Annotated in this window: 19 protein-coding genes and 1 pseudogene; 5 read left to right on the top strand and 15 right to left on the bottom strand. The window is 43.2% G+C overall.

The features are described from left to right. Positions 1-528: 528 nt before the first annotated feature. Positions 529-741: a UPF0175 family protein gene (locus SSCH_RS19850; protein WP_269746103.1), complete on the bottom strand. Its 213-nt coding sequence runs from the start codon at positions 739-741 to the stop codon at positions 529-531. Between the two features lie 584 nt (positions 742-1325). Here SSCH_RS19850 and SSCH_RS03010 point away from each other — a divergent pair. The 4 genes and pseudogenes from SSCH_RS03010 to lexA all read left to right on the top strand — a co-directional run bounded on the left by SSCH_RS03010 (position 1326) and on the right by lexA (position 5524). Beyond that, positions 1326-2795: a hypothetical protein gene (locus SSCH_RS03010; protein ID WP_044664182.1), complete on the top strand. Its 1470-nt coding sequence runs from the start codon at positions 1326-1328 to the stop codon at positions 2793-2795. Between the two features lie 123 nt (positions 2796-2918). After that, on the top strand, positions 2919-3545 hold the full coding sequence (locus tag SSCH_RS03005) for a hypothetical protein (protein WP_044664181.1): 627 nt from the start codon (positions 2919-2921) through the stop codon (positions 3543-3545). A gap of 319 nt (positions 3546-3864) precedes the next feature. Continuing rightward, positions 3865-4790 (top strand): annotated as a pseudogene (locus SSCH_RS03000) (DMT family transporter). A 128-nt stretch (positions 4791-4918) separates the two neighbouring features. Next, positions 4919-5524: a transcriptional repressor LexA gene (lexA, locus tag SSCH_RS02995; protein WP_044664179.1), complete on the top strand. Its 606-nt coding sequence runs from the start codon at positions 4919-4921 to the stop codon at positions 5522-5524. 2 nt (positions 5525-5526) lie between these two features. Here lexA and SSCH_RS02990 read toward each other — a convergent pair whose 3' ends face one another. The 10 genes from SSCH_RS02990 to SSCH_RS22230 form a co-directional block, all read right to left on the bottom strand. Further along, a complete protein-coding gene (locus SSCH_RS02990; RefSeq protein ID WP_044664178.1) occupies positions 5527-6009 on the bottom strand; it encodes a DUF456 domain-containing protein in 483 nt (160 codons plus the stop codon). After that, positions 6002-6976, bottom strand: coding sequence for an acetyl-CoA carboxylase carboxyltransferase subunit alpha (locus tag SSCH_RS02985; RefSeq protein WP_044664177.1), 975 nt, complete (start codon positions 6974-6976; stop codon positions 6002-6004). The genes SSCH_RS02990 and SSCH_RS02985 overlap by 8 nt, the downstream gene beginning before the upstream one ends. A 141-nt stretch (positions 6977-7117) precedes the next feature. Next, positions 7118-7972, bottom strand: coding sequence for an acetyl-CoA carboxylase, carboxyltransferase subunit beta (gene accD / locus SSCH_RS02980; protein ID WP_044664176.1), 855 nt, complete (start codon positions 7970-7972; stop codon positions 7118-7120). After that, positions 7972-8412, bottom strand: coding sequence for a 3-hydroxyacyl-ACP dehydratase FabZ (fabZ, locus tag SSCH_RS02975; protein ID WP_198142124.1), 441 nt, complete (start codon positions 8410-8412; stop codon positions 7972-7974). Before fabZ ends, accD begins: the two co-directional genes overlap by 1 nt. Next, positions 8402-9655: a beta-ketoacyl-ACP synthase II gene (gene fabF / locus SSCH_RS02970; RefSeq protein ID WP_044664174.1), complete on the bottom strand. Its 1254-nt coding sequence runs from the start codon at positions 9653-9655 to the stop codon at positions 8402-8404. Before fabF ends, fabZ begins: the two co-directional genes overlap by 11 nt. A 30-nt stretch (positions 9656-9685) precedes the next feature. Continuing rightward, positions 9686-10426: a 3-oxoacyl-[acyl-carrier-protein] reductase gene (gene fabG / locus SSCH_RS02965; RefSeq protein ID WP_084710883.1), complete on the bottom strand. Its 741-nt coding sequence runs from the start codon at positions 10424-10426 to the stop codon at positions 9686-9688. Continuing rightward, the gene (gene fabD / locus SSCH_RS02960) at positions 10420-11352 is read right to left on the bottom strand and encodes an ACP S-malonyltransferase (protein WP_044664172.1); all 933 of its coding nucleotides are present in this window, start codon (positions 11350-11352) and stop codon (positions 10420-10422) included. Before fabD ends, fabG begins: the two co-directional genes overlap by 7 nt. Next, positions 11340-12287, bottom strand: a complete 948-nt coding sequence (fabK, locus tag SSCH_RS02955) for an enoyl-[acyl-carrier-protein] reductase FabK (RefSeq protein ID WP_044664171.1) — start codon at positions 12285-12287, stop codon at positions 11340-11342. The genes fabD and fabK overlap by 13 nt, the downstream gene beginning before the upstream one ends. 7 nt (positions 12288-12294) lie before the next feature. Then, the gene (locus SSCH_RS22235) at positions 12295-12789 is read right to left on the bottom strand and encodes a 3-oxoacyl-[acyl-carrier-protein] synthase III C-terminal domain-containing protein (RefSeq protein ID WP_332306889.1); all 495 of its coding nucleotides are present in this window, start codon (positions 12787-12789) and stop codon (positions 12295-12297) included. Further along, positions 12731-13285, bottom strand: a complete 555-nt coding sequence (locus SSCH_RS22230; protein WP_332306888.1) for a thiolase family protein — start codon at positions 13283-13285, stop codon at positions 12731-12733. Before SSCH_RS22230 ends, SSCH_RS22235 begins: the two co-directional genes overlap by 59 nt. Before the next feature lie 284 nt (positions 13286-13569). Here SSCH_RS22230 and SSCH_RS02945 point away from each other — a divergent pair, with 284 nt between their 5' ends. Further along, the gene (locus tag SSCH_RS02945) at positions 13570-14106 is read left to right on the top strand and encodes an ATP-binding protein (RefSeq protein ID WP_044664170.1); all 537 of its coding nucleotides are present in this window, start codon (positions 13570-13572) and stop codon (positions 14104-14106) included. Positions 14107-14400: 294 nt separating this feature from the next. Here the strand turns inward: SSCH_RS02945 and SSCH_RS02940 are convergent, their stop codons facing one another. The 4 genes from SSCH_RS02940 to SSCH_RS16095 form a co-directional block, all read right to left on the bottom strand. Next, complete coding sequence (locus tag SSCH_RS02940; RefSeq protein ID WP_044664169.1) at positions 14401-14793, bottom strand: hypothetical protein; 393 nt, start codon at positions 14791-14793, stop codon at positions 14401-14403. Between the two features lie 878 nt (positions 14794-15671). Then, positions 15672-15905, bottom strand: a complete 234-nt coding sequence (locus SSCH_RS18010) for a hypothetical protein (RefSeq protein WP_156972056.1) — start codon at positions 15903-15905, stop codon at positions 15672-15674. Between the two features lie 43 nt (positions 15906-15948). Continuing rightward, entirely contained in the window at positions 15949-16386 is a 438-nt protein-coding gene (locus SSCH_RS02935; protein WP_044664168.1) for a DUF3592 domain-containing protein, read from the bottom strand. Between the two features lie 26 nt (positions 16387-16412). After that, positions 16413-17150, bottom strand: a complete 738-nt coding sequence (locus SSCH_RS16095; RefSeq protein WP_084710882.1) for an RHS repeat-associated core domain-containing protein — start codon at positions 17148-17150, stop codon at positions 16413-16415. Positions 17151-17815 lie beyond the last annotated feature (665 nt).

Here is a 17815-nt window from a genome sequence, read left to right as displayed (position 1 = left end):
TAGTCATGGGAGCTGAATTAGAAGATATCAAAAATCCTGACAACAAGCATAATTAAAAGACAACAAATTAAAATTTAATGAAAATTTATAATATGGATCACATCTGATACACATTCTATTATACCTAATAAATTAGTCTCTTTTGTAGAAAGTGAAAGAAAGAAAGGTGAAGTAGTGTATTTAAATTGTTTCAGGTACAAACACCCTCTGAAGAGTTTTATCGTTGCTTACAACGCAATTTTAGGCGTCGTTTTTATACTGTATTGTAAGGATACCAGGGGGAATGTTCAGTTATCTAAGTGAAACCATATTATTACGAGAAATCCATTTAAATATCAGAGAATATAGGGAAAAATTATTTCGCAGCAATTGATTACTCAGCTCGTTATTAATTTCAACGATAAAAGAAACTACAAATAATTAATCAGTAGCTGCTTTTTTTTATATTGGGTTAAGAACTGAGTGGGAGATATTTTATGTAAAACATCTAATTCGTTAATCCTGGATAGAGCAATAAGAGGTGTTGAGTCAGAAACCACCTTCATTTTGTAAAATCTCCTTAACTATTGATAAGTCTTCTTCCAATTCGTCTACATCATAGTTAAGGGGTATATTATGATCTGCTAAAAAGTCCAAGAAATCCTGCTTAGATACATTGGCCAGTCTGGCCGCTTTACCTAGAGATAAACTTCCGTCAACATAAAAGGTTGCAGCCAACCTTTTTAAAACATCAGCTTGGATTAATGATTGGGTTAATGCTCGTTCCTTAAAGAATAATTCTCAAGGAAGTTCGAATTCTATTTTTATTGTGTATTCTGACATGTTTTCCCCTCCCCATGCAAGGAACTCCTTTTGTTAGATTATACCATAAGGACTATCCATAATCAACCTAGGTGAGAAGAGGTACTAACCCTAGCGTGGAAGAAGCATCTAATAGCAACCATCCGAAAAATGGGTCGATATTGATGAAACAACAAAATGCAGTTCTTGAAGGAATTGTTGCCTTATTATAGAATATATATTAACATGTAAATAATGTAACACACTAGTATGAATTATCCGGAAAATATGACCACGAAGGTCAATGCCTTGCGGTAGCATGGCGGGACTTTTCGTGGTTTTTTGTTAGAGGGCGAGGGTGTTTTATCAGCTGCAAGCCCGTTTGTCATCAATTAGTTATTAATATTAAAACGTTTTCGACGGAGGGATGAATATTAGAAGTGAAAAAATTAGAGGAAAGGAGTGGGTACGTTGAGCATTAAATTGCGGCAATCCCACATTTCATGAGGACTTGAACAAAAATATTAAAAAAGGAGTTTTTTACAATGAGGAAGCTATTGAGTGTATTGTTAATGGTGTTTTTTTTGGGTGTAATGGCTGTGCAAATAGTTGATGCCAAACCATCGGTCGGCGACTTAAAGATAAAAAATATTGGAGGAGAGATTTTACAACAAGGAAAAGGTATCCAAAAAGGTAGCGATATTCTTTTAAATGATTTACAAATAGCCCAAGAAAATGGTGTCATTAAAGGTAAAGGGAATATAGTTTGTAATGGTGTCGAAACTTCCCTTGAGCTTCATGGTAAATTGTATCCTGTCAGAGGAAAAGGATATTACGCGGGTAAATTAGTACTCGGTGACATAGAAGCTACTGAAGATTATAACGTCCTGAAATTCAAAATTGAAAATAAGGTAAGTGACTCTGCACATGACCAATATGATAATGGGGGAAGTACATTATTATCGATTGTTTTGGAAGATAGAGAGAGCGGTGAATGGGTGCGGTTTCAGCAAGGTATAGACCAGCAGATTTTTGAAATCTTTTATAAGGGTTCTAATGAACTTGTTGCAAATTTGGACATGGACGAAGATGAGCTAATAGAAAAAGTAGTTCATTTACTTAACATGCATAATAAGGCCGAACATGGAGAACAAATTCAAGATAGTATTAAAGTAGTAGAAACAGGAACGGCGGATACTGATGGTAATTTTACTGTTGATTCACCGATTACAATTCAATCATGGACTGATATTCCAGTAAACTTCAATGAGCTAGACAGACTTTTTGAAGACCTGAAGGATCCATATACTAATAGCGTCAACTTGTTGGATTACAACCTACCGGAAAGCTTATTTAAAGGATCAGGTTGGAAAAAGGATGTAGATATTGAGACATCACCAAGATGGAATTACTATGCTCGCAGTGCCCAACAAGATGGCTATACTATTACACAAATCACTGCTTTTCAACATGATTCAAGGTTTTTGGATGAGGAAGGCAATTACTTTGACTTTGATTTTGATATAGTATTTTGGTATAAACATGGGATGATTGTGGAATATAATCATTACACTAGGGCTATAAAAGTTATGTATTATGATTGGGGATTAACATTACGTGAGTTACAAATAGTCCAAGGAGCTTTAGAGGATAGAAACGTTTATATTGCCCAAACGCTGTCCGGGGATAAGTTGACAAAAAGAAATAATGATTGGATAAGCTATTTTGTCACCTTGATCCCTCATGGCGATATAATAGTTGATTTATGGGCAGCGCTAACACCTCACTCAACAAATGATCCACTCGGGCAGAGAGTAGCTTTTATAGGAAGTAATTATGAGGAGCAAAATGAAATGCACGGTGGCAAAGTGTATAGATCTGTTTCGGGTGCTCTCACTCAATGGGACCTCAGGATCGAAGGGGCAAATACTAATTTTGTCGGTGAAATTAATTCCGGTGACGGATATGTTAGTTTAATGTGGGGTTATGAAACCACTGTAGGCTCAAATTTATAATGATTAATAGTGCCTGGGTTTATCATATTTTTAAACCCAGGCACTATATTTTTTTAAAAACACGACAAGAGATCAATTTTTTTCAAAAGAACTGGATGAGAATATTGGGAGGGTGAATAAAGCTTGATAGAAGACAAAATGTTTAAAAAGCCATTGCTCTTCTTTCTAATATTTTTGTTAAGTATCAGCCTTTTTGTAAATTATCAATATTACAAAGTGTGTCAAGAAAAGGAAAAACAATTTTCGATTTTCCTCAACGATTTTTATTCCGAAGTTGATCGCTCAATATTGCTTCTTGATACATTAATACAAGAAGAACCGGCAGATGACAGATTAAACAGCGCACTTATAGGGTTAACACACCATCTTAAGATATTGGATCATATGCTAAGTAGAACTCCGCATTACATGGACGGTATCAATGGGGGGCCCAATGACATCGGCGTAACGGCTAGCATAATTAATTCCGGAACTAATTACCGCGGACATAATATCCCTCCATTTAGAAATGAAGGTATTTTAAGTCAAAATGAGTTGGCCTTTTTAAAGGCATTCGAAGCGTACATGAAAAATATTCATGACCGTTTAACAGAAGAAACGGACAAGTTTAGGTCCAATCGTGATATTAATAAGTATGAGTTCAATAAAATAATTTCTGATACTGTAATGAAGGATATATATTACCCTTTCTTTTTAGACGAATACATTAACTGTGGCAGCGAATGGGGAAATGTTCAATTATCTAAGTGAAACCGAATTATTATGAGAAATCCATTTAAATATCAGAGAATATAGGGAAAAAATATTTCGCAGCAATCAATTACTCAGTCAGTAGCTTTTTTTTAATATTGGCTAAGAACCGAGAGGGGGATATCCCAAATGCAGAACACAAACTTAGCAATCTAAAGATGGACCCCCTAGAAAACCACCAAGTTTACATAATTATTATTATCGGAAGTTGGGGAGGAACCAAAAATTAAGGTTTACAAAATAAAACTAACTTATTTTTTTTCTTCATGTATAATCGAATACAACTGAAATTTTATTTTAGTTCAATGAACTTTTTCAGATGAGATTTTTTGCGGCAAAAGGAGAACTGGATGTGCAGATCAGTCAGGACGAAAAAGGAGCTTTGATCAAATGCCACTTGAGCTTGTTGTTTGTAATCATCATTTGGGGAAGCTCTTTTGCAAGCATTAAGGTCATCTTACCTCAAGTCCCACCGAATACAATTGCCTTATTGCGTTTTGTCATAGCCAGTATTGTTTTGGGACTTTTTCTTGTCATTACTAAACAGCCGCGGCTGCAAAAACATGATTTGCCGGGTATTTTGTTCTGCGGTTTCTCTGGAATTGCTATTTTCAATGTACTGCAAAACCAGGGGCTGCGCTATGCCGGTGCTACTGATGCCGCTATTCTAATAGCTATGTCACCGGTGTTTATTGCTCTTCTGTCATGGGGTATCTTAAAAGAAAGGATATCTAAGCTGCAGGTTGCAGGTATCGTTATTGCCTTTGCCGGTTCTGTACTGGTTGCTACCAATGGGTCTTTTAATGGTCTTGGGTTTAATAAACTGCGGATTTATGGTGACCTATTGGTGCTGTTGAGCAGTTTTGCCTGGGCAATCTTTAGTATTACTCTCAAAAAGCTTTTGACGCGTTACCCACCTACTACAATCATGGCTTACAGCACTTTTGCGGGTACTGTTTTTTTGATCCCTTTCAGCTTATTAGAGTATCCGGTTAATTTATTTGCTGTTAACTCTGCAGGGTGGCTAAATATTATCTACCTGGGATTGCTGGCATCTGCTCTGGGAAACCTGATTTGGAACTCTGCCTTGATAAGGTTCCTGCTGTAACCGCGGGTGCATATCTTTACCTATCACCTGTTGTTGCAGCTATTGTAGCATTTATCTTTCTCAATGAAATACCAGGCCTGTATACAATCGCAGGTGGGATAATCATTCTCACGGGTACATTTTTCGCCAGTAAATAAGTTGGCATTTCTATAAAAACTGGATGAAAGCAATATAGAACTTTGGTATAATGTAGAAAAGTGTATGTATGCACCCATGTAGTCGCTCGAAAAGTGTGCAAATTTAGTATTACGGAGGAGATTGAAGAGTGAAAAGAAAATTAACTTCCCGCCAGGCTTCTATACTAAAATACATACAAAAAGTGAATGCTGAGCGTGGCTACCCTCCTTCTGTGCGCGAAATTGGAGAGGCAGTCGGTCTTAAATCCAGTTCAACTGTTCATACACACCTTGTCAATCTGGAAAAGAAAGGCTATATCCGTCGTGATCCTACCAAACCACGAGCTATTGAGGTGTTAGGAAACAAATCATCTGTCATCCAGGTGCCTGTTGTAGGACGTGTTGCTGCCGGCAAACCGATTCTGGCTGTGGAGAATATTGAATCTACATTCCCCCTCCCCGCTGGTATGCTAAACAAAACTGATAATGTTTTTATGTTAACCACAAAGGGTGACAGCATGATCAACGCCGGGATCTTTGATGGGGATTACCTGGTAGTCAATCAACAGCATACAGCTGAAGACGGTGATATCGTTGTCGCTTTATTGAATGACGAAGATGCAACAGTAAAGCGTTTTTTTAAGGAACAAGACTGCATACGGCTGCAGCCTGAAAATGAATTAATGGAACCCATCAGGAGCAATGATGTGGTAATTCTCGGCAAAGTAGTTGGTGTCTTTAGAAAAATAGATTAAACTTAATAAACCTGTGTAATAAAGGCTATTACCATAAAAACGGAGAGAAGAAGCTTTAAGATGCATCCACCGAAAATACCGACTATTGTACCAATCCCTACTTTTACTGCATCAAAGAACTGCCGGTGAGAAAAAATCAATTCTGCAGCAATAGCCCCTATAAATGGCCCTAACAGAAGCCCAAAAAGAGGGTTAATAAAAACTCCTATTACTCCACCAAAGAAAGCCCCCCATAAACCGGCTCTGCTTCCACCATACTTCTTGGCACCGATCCAGGCTACAATATTATCTATAAAGAAGGAGAAAATCGCAATAAAAAGCATGATCACCAGAAAGAGTGGGGTTATTTGCTGGAATCCATCGATAATTGCGTAGATTAACATCGTCACATAGATGATAGGGATTCCCGGTACAATCGGCAGCAGCGATATCAGCACCTCTGCTCCCAAGATGACAATCGTAATGATCTTGATTATATTACTCACTGAACCCATCCTTTTCAAAAATACCTATTTTCCTCAGCCTTCTGTACCTTTTCTCCAAAAGGTGATCAATGCTGCCTGACATGAGATCATTAAAGTGAATCTGGAGCTTTTCCTTTACTATGTTATATGTTTGATCCAGGTTAGTATGTGCTCCCTCCAGAGGTTCAGGAATGATCTCATCGATCACTCCCATTGCCTGGAGATCTTGAGCGGTCAATTTCAGATATTCAGCCATCTCATGGCTCCTGCTAACATCTTTACATAATATAGAGGCACAGCCTTCCGGTGAGATCACAGAATAGATCGCATACGAAAGCATCAGAACACGGTCAGCAACACCCAGTGCCAGGGCTCCGCCACTACCCCCCTCCCCTATAACCAGGCTGATGATCGGTGTTTTGAGGAGTGACATCTGCATCAAGTTTTGAGCAATCGCCCAACCCTGGCCGCGCTCTTCTGCTTCAATACCGGGGTAAGCCCCCTGAGTATCGATAAAGCAGATGACCGGCCGCTTAAATTTTTCCGCCTGTTTGAACAGCCGGCAGGCCTTGCGGTACCCTTCCGGATGGGGCATACCGAAATTTCTTTTGAGGTTCTGGTTGGTATCTCGCCCTTTTTGATGCCCGATCACTGTGACAGGAACCCCGTTATAACGTGCTATTCCACCCACTATGGCCGGGTCATCCCTGTAGCAGCGGTCACCACGCAGTTCAATAAAATCATCGAAGATGGTGTTGATGTAATCCATCGTTGCGGGCCGTTCGGGATGGCGCGCAATCTGAACCTTTTGCCAGGCCTTCAAGGTATTGTATTTTTCTTCTTTATACTCCTCTAATTTGGCCTCTAGTGTGGCAATCTCCTGGGAAAAGTCTATCTTCTTTTTAAGGGCAACATCTTTTAGTTCATTAAGTTTCTTTTCTAATTCTTGATAATCCCTTTCGAATTCCAGAGAATATTTATAAGGCATTGTTCTCTCCCTACCTGTAATGGAAGTCGGAGGCCGGAGGTCGGAAGTTTACATAAGATCTGCTTCCGTTGGTTTCGCAACGTTTCTAACTTCGGCCTCTGTTATTATTAATTGATGGTGCTGTCAGGATAGATGAATGATCTATTTGTGTAGTGCTATCAGTTTGCCGAGAAACTCTTTTAAGTCTCTGCGGTGTACAATCTGGTCGATCATCCCATGTTCCAGGAGGAATTCCGCCTGTTGAAAACCCTTGGGTATTTTTTGATGAATTGTCTGCTCAATAACCCTGGGGCCGGTAAAGCAGACGAGAGTTCCTGGTTCTGCGATGATGATATCAGCAAGGGTAGCAAAACTGGCGGTAACACCCCCGGTTGTCGGATCTGTTAAAACCGAGATATACAGCAAACCTTCTTCATGAAACCTAGCGACCGCAGCACTGGTTTTCGCCATCTGCATCAGGGAGAGCATCCCCTCCTGCATACGGGCTCCACCTGATGCTGTGAAAATAACAACCGGAACCCTCTCTTTTATGGCTTTTTCAAATGCCGCTGCGATTTTTTCTCCAACAACAGAGCCCATGCTCCCCATCATAAATCTGCTGTCCATAACGCCAAGGATCGCCTTCTCCCCATTGATCGTTGTTGTTCCTGTGATTACAGCATCCTCAAGGCCTGTATTTTCCCTTGCTTTGGCCACCCTTTCCGCATAACCGGGAAAAGCAAGGGGATCAGTTGTCTTTAATCCGCTATACAATTCTGAAAAACTGTTTTCATCTGTGGTAATCCAGATTCTTTCCCCAGCAGTCAGCGGATAGTGATAGCTGCAGCCAGGGCAGACCTTAAAATTGGTGTCCAGTTCATCCTCCCGGTTGGGCTTTCCGCACTTTGGGCATGTCTTGATCACTGATACCTGTTCAGCGGATGAATCCTTTGTGTTGGAGGGAAGGGTAATATATTTCTTTCTAGATTTAGGGTTGAAGAGATCTCTTAATGACATTATTTCGCCTCCAGGGCAAAGAGAAATTCGCCTTCTGCAGCTGCAGCACCCTCAACTGTGGCTTTTCCCCTGGCCTTGCCAATGCTGCCCTTCATTTTAATAAGCTCCACTTCCAGCAGCAGTTGATCTCCGGGAACTACCACTCTCCTGAAGCGAAACTTATCAATACCAGCCAGGTAAGCCAGGCTGCTTTTGTGTTTCTCTTCACTGAGTAAGGCACAGGCACCAACCTGGGCAAGGGCCTCCAGGATCAGAACACCGGGGAAAACCGGGGTTCTGGGAAAGTGTCCCTGAAAAAAGGGTTCATTAATACTCACGTTTTTGATGCCCACTGCCCTTTTGCCGGGTTCTAGTTCTAAAATCCTGTCAACCAGCAAGAACGGGTAGCGGTGTGGCAGTATCTTCATAATCTTATCAACACTAAGCAAGTCAATCACCATGCTCATTAAATTTTTTCAACACTAAAACAGCATTATGACCGCCAAATCCCAAAGAATCCGAAACAGCTACATTTACTGTTTTTTCTCTGGCTTCATTGGGTACATAATCAAGATCGCAGAGTGGATCAGGATCACGATAATTTATCGTTGGGGGTACCAGGTTGTGTTGACAGGACAAAGCTGCTGCAATGCACTCCACAGCTCCTGCAGCACCTAACATATGACCGGTCATGCTTTTTGTGGAACTTACTGCAACCTGGTAAGCGTGATCTCCCAGGGCTTTTTTGATCGCTTTTGTTTCCATGGCGTCATTGATCTCTGTGCTTGTGCCATGAGCGTTAATATAGTCCACCTGCTCCGGAGCAACTCCTGCATCCTTAAGTGCACTGATGAAGGCCTGTGCGGCTCCGTTTCCTTCCGGATCTGGCTGTACAATATGATAGCCATCACCTAATGTGCCGTACCCGGCAAGTTCAGCATAGATCTTTACTCCTCTCTCCAGGGCATGGTGCATCTCTTCCAGGATGACAATCCCTGCCCCCTCCCCCATCACAAAACCATCTCTTTGTGCATCAAAGGGTCTGCTGGCTCCCTGTGGGTGATCATTGCGGGTGGATAAGGCTCTCATAGCACAAAAACCGGCCATTGCAAGAGGGGTGATGCATGCCTCTGCCCCTCCTGTGATCATTATATCTGCCTCATCATTCTGGATGAGGCGAAAGGCATCACCGATGGAGTTTGTTCCGGCAGCACAGGCTGTTACTGTACTGCCGTTGGGACCCTTGGCTCCCAGCATAATGGAAACCTGCCCTGATGCCATATTGCAGATCATCATTGGGATCAGAAAAGGGCTGACACTGCCGGGGCCTTTTTCCAATAAGATTTGATGCTGCTTTTCATGGGTTTCCAGCCCACCGATACCGGTGCCGATCCATACCCCTACCCGCCGGGCGTTCTCCTGATTGACTGTCAGTTTGGCATCCTTAGCAGCCTGCTGTGCTGCGGCACAGGCAAACTGCATAAATCTGTCCATCCTTCTGGCATCTTTGCGGCTCAAATAGTCTGTCGCTTTAAAACCGCGCACCTCTGCTGCAATTTTTGTGGAAAAGGCATCCGCATCAAAGCTGTCAATATAATCGATTCCGCTTTTTCCCTTGATCAAATTGCTCCAATAACTGTTTATATCATTTCCCAGCGGGCTGATCACTCCCAACCCTGTAATAACCACTCGTTTTGTTGACATGACAACACCGCCTTTCTCTTCCGGGTTCTGTTACCCCATGCCTCCATCAACTACGATTACCTGCCCTGTTACATAATTGGCATCAGGTGACGCCAGGAAGGCCACGATACCTGCAACATCTTCAGGAGTACCGGCTCTGCCCAGGGGCACCTGTTTCAGGATCTCCTCCCAGTATTCTTTCTTTATGTCAGCGGTCATGGGTGTTTCAATGAAACCCGGTGCAACTGCATTGGCGGTAATCCCACGGGATCCATATTCCTTTGCTATTGACCGTGTAAAACCGATGATACCTGCCTTGGAAGCCGCGTAGTGAGCCTGTCCGGGGTTCCCATACAGCCCCACCACAGAAGAAATATTGATGATATGGCCATGTCTTTGTTTCATCATCTGGCGGATGGCTGCCCTGGTACAAAGGAAAGTTCCTGTCAAATTGGTGTTGATTGTCTGATGCCATTCCTCATCGGATATGCGCAGCAGCAGGTTGTCTTTGGCAACTCCCGCATTATTGACGAGCACATCCAGTCTCCCGAAGGTATCAATAACCTGATTGATCATCTCTTTAACTTGTAAGGGATCTGCAACATCGCAGCTCAAGGCAACGGCAATCCCTCCGCTGTTCCGAATCTCTTGTACAACCTGCTCACAGCTCTCACCGGCCGCCAGGTCACTCACAACCACCTTGTAACCTTCTCTGCCCAGTCGGAGGGCGATTGCTCTGCCGATACCCCTGGCACTGCCAGTGATTAGAGCTACCTCTTCCTTCATTACAATCCCCCCTTTATTCCTTTAAAAATTCTCTCCAAGGAAGCTAGATCCTGGACACTACCCAGTACCTTATTTTTTGCGGTTTTTCTGATCAGACCGGAGAGTACTTTACCAGGTCCCACTTCAATAAAATAGTCGGCACGCTCTGACATAAATGCGGTTGTCTGCTCCCATTTAACGGTTCTGTAAAGCTGTTCCACCAGTATCTGCGGCAGATCGGATCTTTGTATATCCTGGGCTTTTACATTGCTGACAACCGGAATATCCGGCTCTGACCAGCTTATTTTTTCTAATTCTTTCCTGAAAATCTCGGCTGCCTTTTTCATCAGTCGGGAATGGGAGGGAACACTGACCGCCAGGGGAACCATCCTGGCACCTCTACTTTTCAGCAGTTCACCTGCTATCAGAACACCCTGCCGCTCCCCGGATATGACCACTTGTCCCGGGCAGTTATAGTTGGCAATCTCAACAATTCCACAGCTGGAAGCCTCATCACAGACCTGCTCAACAGTGGCTGCCTCTGCTCCCATTACAGCTGCCATCATCCCCTGCCCGGCAGGCACGGCTTTTTGCATGATCTGTCCGCGCTTGATCACCAGCCTCAAGGCATCTTCAAATCTCAAGGCGCCACAGGCCACTAAAGCACTGTATTCCCCCAGGCTTAAACCCGCAGCTATCAGGGGTATTAAGCCTTTATCTTTGAGCACCGTAAAGATTGCAAGGCTGGTTGTCAGTACAGCAGCCTGGGTGATCTCTGTTTTATCGAGTTCTTTTTGGGGCCCTTCAAAACAGACAGTGCTCAAAGAAAACCCCAAAACCTTGTCAGCTGTCCTGTAAACCTGGTCTGCCCGGGGAAAGCACTCCGCCAATTCTTTACCCATCCCAGGATACTGGGAACCCTGACCAGGGAAAACAACAGCTATTTTAGACATAGTTCGCTCCCGACCCCTTTAAGTATTCTTACTGCTGTTTCCATGACATCCTCTATGATTTCTATAGCAGGTTCTACTTTTTCTACCAGTCCGGCACACTGCCCGCACAGAAGGGAACCGTTTTCCACATCCCCCTGGAAAGCCGCCGGATACCTACCCGCTCCCATTCTATCCAATTCAGCGGTTTCCAAGCCCTCTCTCTCTTTAGACAGATAGAGCCGGGAAAACTGATTTTTGATCACCCGCACCGGGTGCCCGGTGGAGATCCCACAGACAACAGTATCCCTGTCACGACACTGGATCACCCTCTCTTTGTAATCCGCATGGACAGGGGATTCCTCAGCACAGATAAAGCGTGTACCCATCTGCACCCCCTCCGCACCCAGTATAAAAGCCGCTGCAGCTCCACGGCCGTCAGCTATGCCACCTGCAGCGATCACCGGGATCTCAACGGCATCGACAACCATGGGAACCAGGCACATCGTTGTCATCTCCCCGATGTGGCCTCCTGCTTCAGTGCCTTCAGCTATCAGTGCATCAGCTCCCTGCCGTTCGAGTCGCCGCGCAAGAGCAACAGAGGCCACAACCGGAATCACACGGCACCCTGACTCTTTTAACAGAGGTATGTATTTCCCCGGATTACCGGCACCTGTAGTGACCACAGGAACTTTTTCCTTAATCACAAGATCCATGATTTCATCAAGATGAGGTGAGATGAGCATGATATTGACACCGAAGGGTTTATCGGTAATTTTTCTAAAGACGTCAATCTCATTTTGCAGCCAGTTGGCATCTGCTGACCCAGCGGCAATAATGCCAAGACCGCCGGCTTTTGACACTGCCGCGGCCAGTCTTCCTGTGGCCAGCCAGGCCATACCTCCTTGCAATAAAGGGTATTTGATATCCAATAACTTGGAAACTCTAGTTGTGATCAACTTTCTATCACCTGCCCCAGCGTACCAGAGACGCTCCTGTGGTGAGCCCTGCGCCAAAACCTACCAGGAGCAGTATGTCTCCGGTTTTGAATTTTTTATGATCAACTGCTTCCGCCAGAACTAAAGGGATGGAGGCAGCTGAGATATTACCATAGTTACCAATATTGACGAGCACCTTTTCCCAGGGTATACTCAATTTTTTGGCTGCAGCTTGCAGGATGCGTATATTGGCCTGATGCATTACTAGATAATCGACATTTTCAGTACTCAAATCCGCTTCCTCTAAAACCCGGGCGGCGCACTCAGGAATGCTCTTGACGGCAAATTTAAAAACTTCACTGCCCTGCATCTGCATATAGTGCATCCTCTGGGCAAGGGTTTCCTGGGATGCTGGAGAACGTGAACCTCCTGCGGGAATGGTCAGCAGGCCGCTGCCTGTCCCATCAGCACCAAGATAAGTCGCCAGAATTCCATTCTCCCCCTCCCCCTTCCCCCAACACAACTGCCCCTGCACCATCTCCAAAGAGAACACAGGTATTCCTATCTGTAAAATCAACCACACGGGATAAAACCTCTGCCCCCACAACAAGGATATGATAATATTTATTACTGCTGAGCAAAAAGCTTTCAGCTGTTGCCAGCGCGTAGATAAACCCGGTACAGGCAGCATTTAGATCAAAAGCCGCAGCTTTACTGGCCCCCAGGAGATGCTGCAGCAAACAGGCAGCAGCAGGCATGGGCATATCAGGTGTCATAGTTGCCACAATGATCAGGTCTAACTCCTGGGGAGCAATCCCTGCTTCTTCAAGAGCTGACCTGGATGCCCGGTACGCCAGATCAGATGTGGCAGTACCATTGCAGGCAATTCTTCTATAACTGATCCCGGTGCGGCTGACTATCCAATCATCACTTGTCTGCACCATCTTTTCCAGATCAGCATTTGATAAAACATCTTCAGGCACATCATATCCTGTTCCTAAAATCCGAGCTTTCAACATAAACCTCCAGTATAGTAAAGACTTAACGGAGAAGTTAGCAATAAAAATACACTATTCCTATTCCGTTGTCAACAAAAGTGTGCACACGATTATTATACCTTATAATGCTCAAAAGGGAAATACCTGTAAGTTGCCGAGATAACTAATAGACAAAGGTGACTGTCACCAAACATGGCGGAAACATTTTAACTGGTTTCTTTTTTTCCAACGACTAACGACAAACCACCAACTACCAAAAAAGCAGGCAAAGAAATCAACCTCATGCCTGCTCCGTTATTTAATAGATGCCTGTCACCAAACATGGTCACCAAACAACACTTGTTCGCCATCTGGTGCAAACCCTTGATCCTATGTGCTACCAAGTTATTTACTTAAGCCAGGTAGGGATGAAACCACGGGATTTCTATGGGGAAATGCTGCGTCATCTGGGTGAGGAGCCTTTATTCTCCCTGACAAAAGCAAAACGCCTTTTTGAAGAGATACTGCGTACAAGGGTAGAGCAAGGGGATAAATCTCTGGTTGTAATCATCGATGAGGCACAGGATATTACTCCAATGTTTTCCGAAAGATTTTGCTTAGTCATTTCCTTCCTCGTCATATCAGAAATCCTCCTTGCAACGTACAACTACATATTTCAACACGTTGGAATATGTGTCATTATATACTTTATCAAAAAAATCACCTTGTGCAGGCCTCATTTTACCACCTTACTTATTAAGCTATCGAATTTGAATAAAAAGTATCAAAGATTAAAAAATATTACTAAAACCGGACGAATGCAAGCACCCGCCCGGCTCTTTAGATTAATCAGCAGTTTTTAATTGTCTGTGCAGATATTTTCGTATTCAATCAAGCTGCCGTTAAGAAGGTTAGTCATTGATCCCTTACCTAAGGCGTAGTAGCTGTCTCAGCCCGGCTGCGCGCATCGTTGATAAAGCTTGCCGCCAGGTTGCCGGCTCAGACGGGGCTGCCGCGTGTTCCCGTCGGAGTCTTACATGACAATTATGTTACGGGTTCACTCTTTTAATCTGGAATCTATTATCGTTCTGGTCCGGGGCAGGTACTTTATTTCATAGGTCTCACCTTCCGTAAAGCGGAATTTCTTAAAGGCGTTACTATAGGGTTCCTTCTCTAATGGTCGTTGGCTTAATCCAGTTCTTCGGATTGGCAGCCGCCCCGGTTAGTTTGTTAACGGGAGTTAAGTTAAACGCTTTCTTAGCAAGCGGTCCCGCCAATTTTTGCGCCGCTTTGCCCCCCGCTAAATCTGTAGCTAATCTGACTAATCCCTGTTTCGCATAATTAGAAGCGGGTTTTTCAACGCCGCTTAATTTATTTAACCCTGCTTCAGTTGAGGTCGAGACTACTGTCTCCGCAGCCGAAGCTGCTATTATATTACCGCTAAGCGAGAATGCCACCCCGCCGGCAAATCCGCCGACCCCTGCCGCGGCTACTTCCTGCCATCGAACATCGTCGCCCGCAATAAGACTGCCTGCTATCGTAGCTCCCATATTAACGACTGCGCCAACTCCACCGCAAGCTATTTGCAAGTAGCGGTTGTCAGCCTAGCTGTCGCTGTCGGAGACGCCGGTACGATTGTTTTCGGCGTCATATTGGTCCCCGCTTTCTGTTAGCCGGTTCCGGGCATCGTAGGTGAATGTCTCCATAACGCCGTTCAGCGGCCCGCCTGTCATGTTGTCATCGGGGTCGTAGGTCACCGTCCGGCTGTTGTAGGTGGCAACGCGGTTATCACTAACTTGCTTAGTTTTACACTGAAATAATCAAAGCATCAGGAATCTTAAGTGTTCTAAAATTGGATATATGTAATGCCATACTTTTTCTCTAGATGGTCAAATAAACGTTGCAACTCTTTCATAAAGTATACAGTATGATTTAATTGTAATGTTTTGACTTCATGAGCATCTTTAAAGCGGATAGCGAACATCTTTTTTTTTTACAAAACGCCGTTTAATATCAGCACTTGCTATATCAATTATGTCTTTTATCGGTATTACTTCTTTTTTTTCTCCGTACGTTATATTCTTCAAACTTAATTATCAACATTTCATTTGTTAGAATTATGCTATTTTTATACAGTTCTAATGTAGTTAATATAATAATGATAAAAAGGAAAGCAAAAAACAATTCTAACCCTCTTATTCTGATTGCTTTAGAGTGATCCATAGTAAATACTACTAATAAACATAAGTCTAGAAAAAAATGTGATGGTAAATCCAATTAACATATTTTTTTTTAGGGTATATTTTTATCATATTTCCTCCAAATAATCTTTAAACCCCGTGACTATTTATTTAGAACTACTTCGGATGTTGGAATTGAACTAAATGCTGCAGCTAAGTCCCCCAATATTGTTCTTGCTAGAGATGTTTTACCGGCTTTTTTTTAAAAGCTCTTTTTTATATATCGATGCTATTTCTTGCCCGCTTTTTAATCCGAGATATTTTGCATATTCACTGGCAGCGGCGATTTTTGATAATTCTTTTCCTGTAGAGCCACTAAGCATTCCAGAACCACCTATCCAGCCCCCTATACCGCGCTGTCGGAAAGGCCGGTGCGGTTGTTCTCGGCATTCTTTACCAACATTATTGACATTATCTATCATACAGTGTCTCAATTTTGAGAATGCCTTGATATTAGATGCAATTTTATGTGCTTTTTCTAATAAAGTTAAACCAGATAAAAAATATGATAATAGCAGGTACAACCATAGAGACAGTAAGTACAGAGATGCTTTCGGTTATAAATTTATATGAAGGATCACCTAAGCCAGATATACTGGGATTTTCGGGTAAATAATAGACAAGAACGGGATCGCCAATTTTTATATCTTCAAATTTTGGATTACCAGACCCTGCTCCGCCAAAGGTATCAGTATAAGATCTACCTCCTACCTCATAGGAATAGTATACAGCTCGATGATGAGTTGGCTCAAGCTTGATAATAAAACCTTGGGTTTGCACACCTGTTAAAGTCAATTTAAAATATTTAGGCAATCGTGATATTTGTGTTCCCAACAATGCAAAGGTAATGATCGCCAATATAAGCCAAATTAATATTGTGTTACGGTATTGCTTCTTTATCATAGCTATAATTTTATCCCTTTCAATACTTATTTAAAAAGCCATGTATTTGTATCGTAATAGCTCAAGCTAGCTCCTAATCCAGTCCCCATAGGACCACCTCCGAAACTAAATATCCAATATCCTGTCGTAGGATCCCAACTTAGCTGTAACGATACGCTTTTTATAAGCCCTACATTCAAATTTACAGTATGGAAAGGACCTTGAATATTATTTATGGAACTCGCATTTGAGATAAAAAAATTTACGCCCCCGCCGGCATACATGCCAAAAATAAATTTGTCAGGGTTATTAGTATCCGGATAAGATGTGTTTGGCCCCATCATACCTCCCCAAGTTGCAAAACTTCCTTGAGTCTCAGTTAGATGGTTGCCAAAGAAATACCCGACTCCTACACTTCCAGTTTGTCCCCATCTTAAAGTTTCCCTGCTGCCCCCACCCATTTCAGTTGTTTCAATAAGTTCAAGGCCGAAGCCAAATAAACCGTATGGATCCGTATACAAAACCGGGTTGCCGTTGACATAGGCATATCTGTTCAGGCTCTGTCCGCTGTCGATGCTCCCTAGCAGCACATCCAGGTTGACGAACCTCTTGATGTCTGGATTATAATACCGCGCCCGCATGTAATACAAGCCGTTTTCATCGGTTATCACCCCGTCCTGTCCGTTGTAGAGGAAGGGGGTGTCGGTAGATCCTGTTCTGTTCACCAGTTCGCCGTAGGGGGCGTACTGGAATGTATCGGTTGTAGCGCCGTTCTGATCGGTCAGGGCAACGGTGCTGCCTCTCCGGTCTAAGTGGTAGTTCCGGTAGTTCCCGGCGGAGTCTTCCTGACAGTCATATTAAGGGTTCATTCTTTTAACCTGGAATCTATTATCGTTCTGGTCCGGGGCAGGTACTTAATTTCATAGGTCTCCCCTTCCGTAAAGCGGAATTTCTTATAGGCGTTACTATAGGGTTCCTTCTCGCCCGTATATATATCACTATAAAACAGACCGCCTTTAGGCCCTGGGTTGTTATCGACTTCTTTTACTACTATGATTGCAGTCTGATAGTCATATTTTATTACGTCTATTGTAATGAAATATGTCATATATCCTGTAACGAAGATACAAAATAAATAGCATATCGCTGCGAAAGCGCGGAAAATTCGGCCGTCAACTCCTGTTGCCTCTCACTCAATTTGACGCTGCAATTCTCACCGCCAATAACGGAAGAATTATAGCGACAGTCTGCCATAAAGTTGAGAATTCAGGTGCCAATCAAAGTCTAGCTAGATAATGCCAGTCAGTGTGCATAGTGTGGATAATGTAGAGATCCCCCAGCACCCAAACCAAACCTGTCATGGATACTGAGAGGATCCTTACCCTTTAATTACCTTACCCCGCTGTCGCACGCTGCCTTTCCATATCAGCAAGAATACGCCCGATATCTT

This window comes from Syntrophaceticus schinkii, from assembly GCF_000946815.1.
In the GTDB taxonomy this organism is placed as follows: domain Bacteria; phylum Bacillota; class DSM-12270; order Thermacetogeniales; family Thermacetogeniaceae; genus Syntrophaceticus; species Syntrophaceticus schinkii.
The sequence above is the reverse complement of the archived record's forward strand: the minus strand, read 5'-3'. Positions and strand labels throughout refer to the sequence as shown.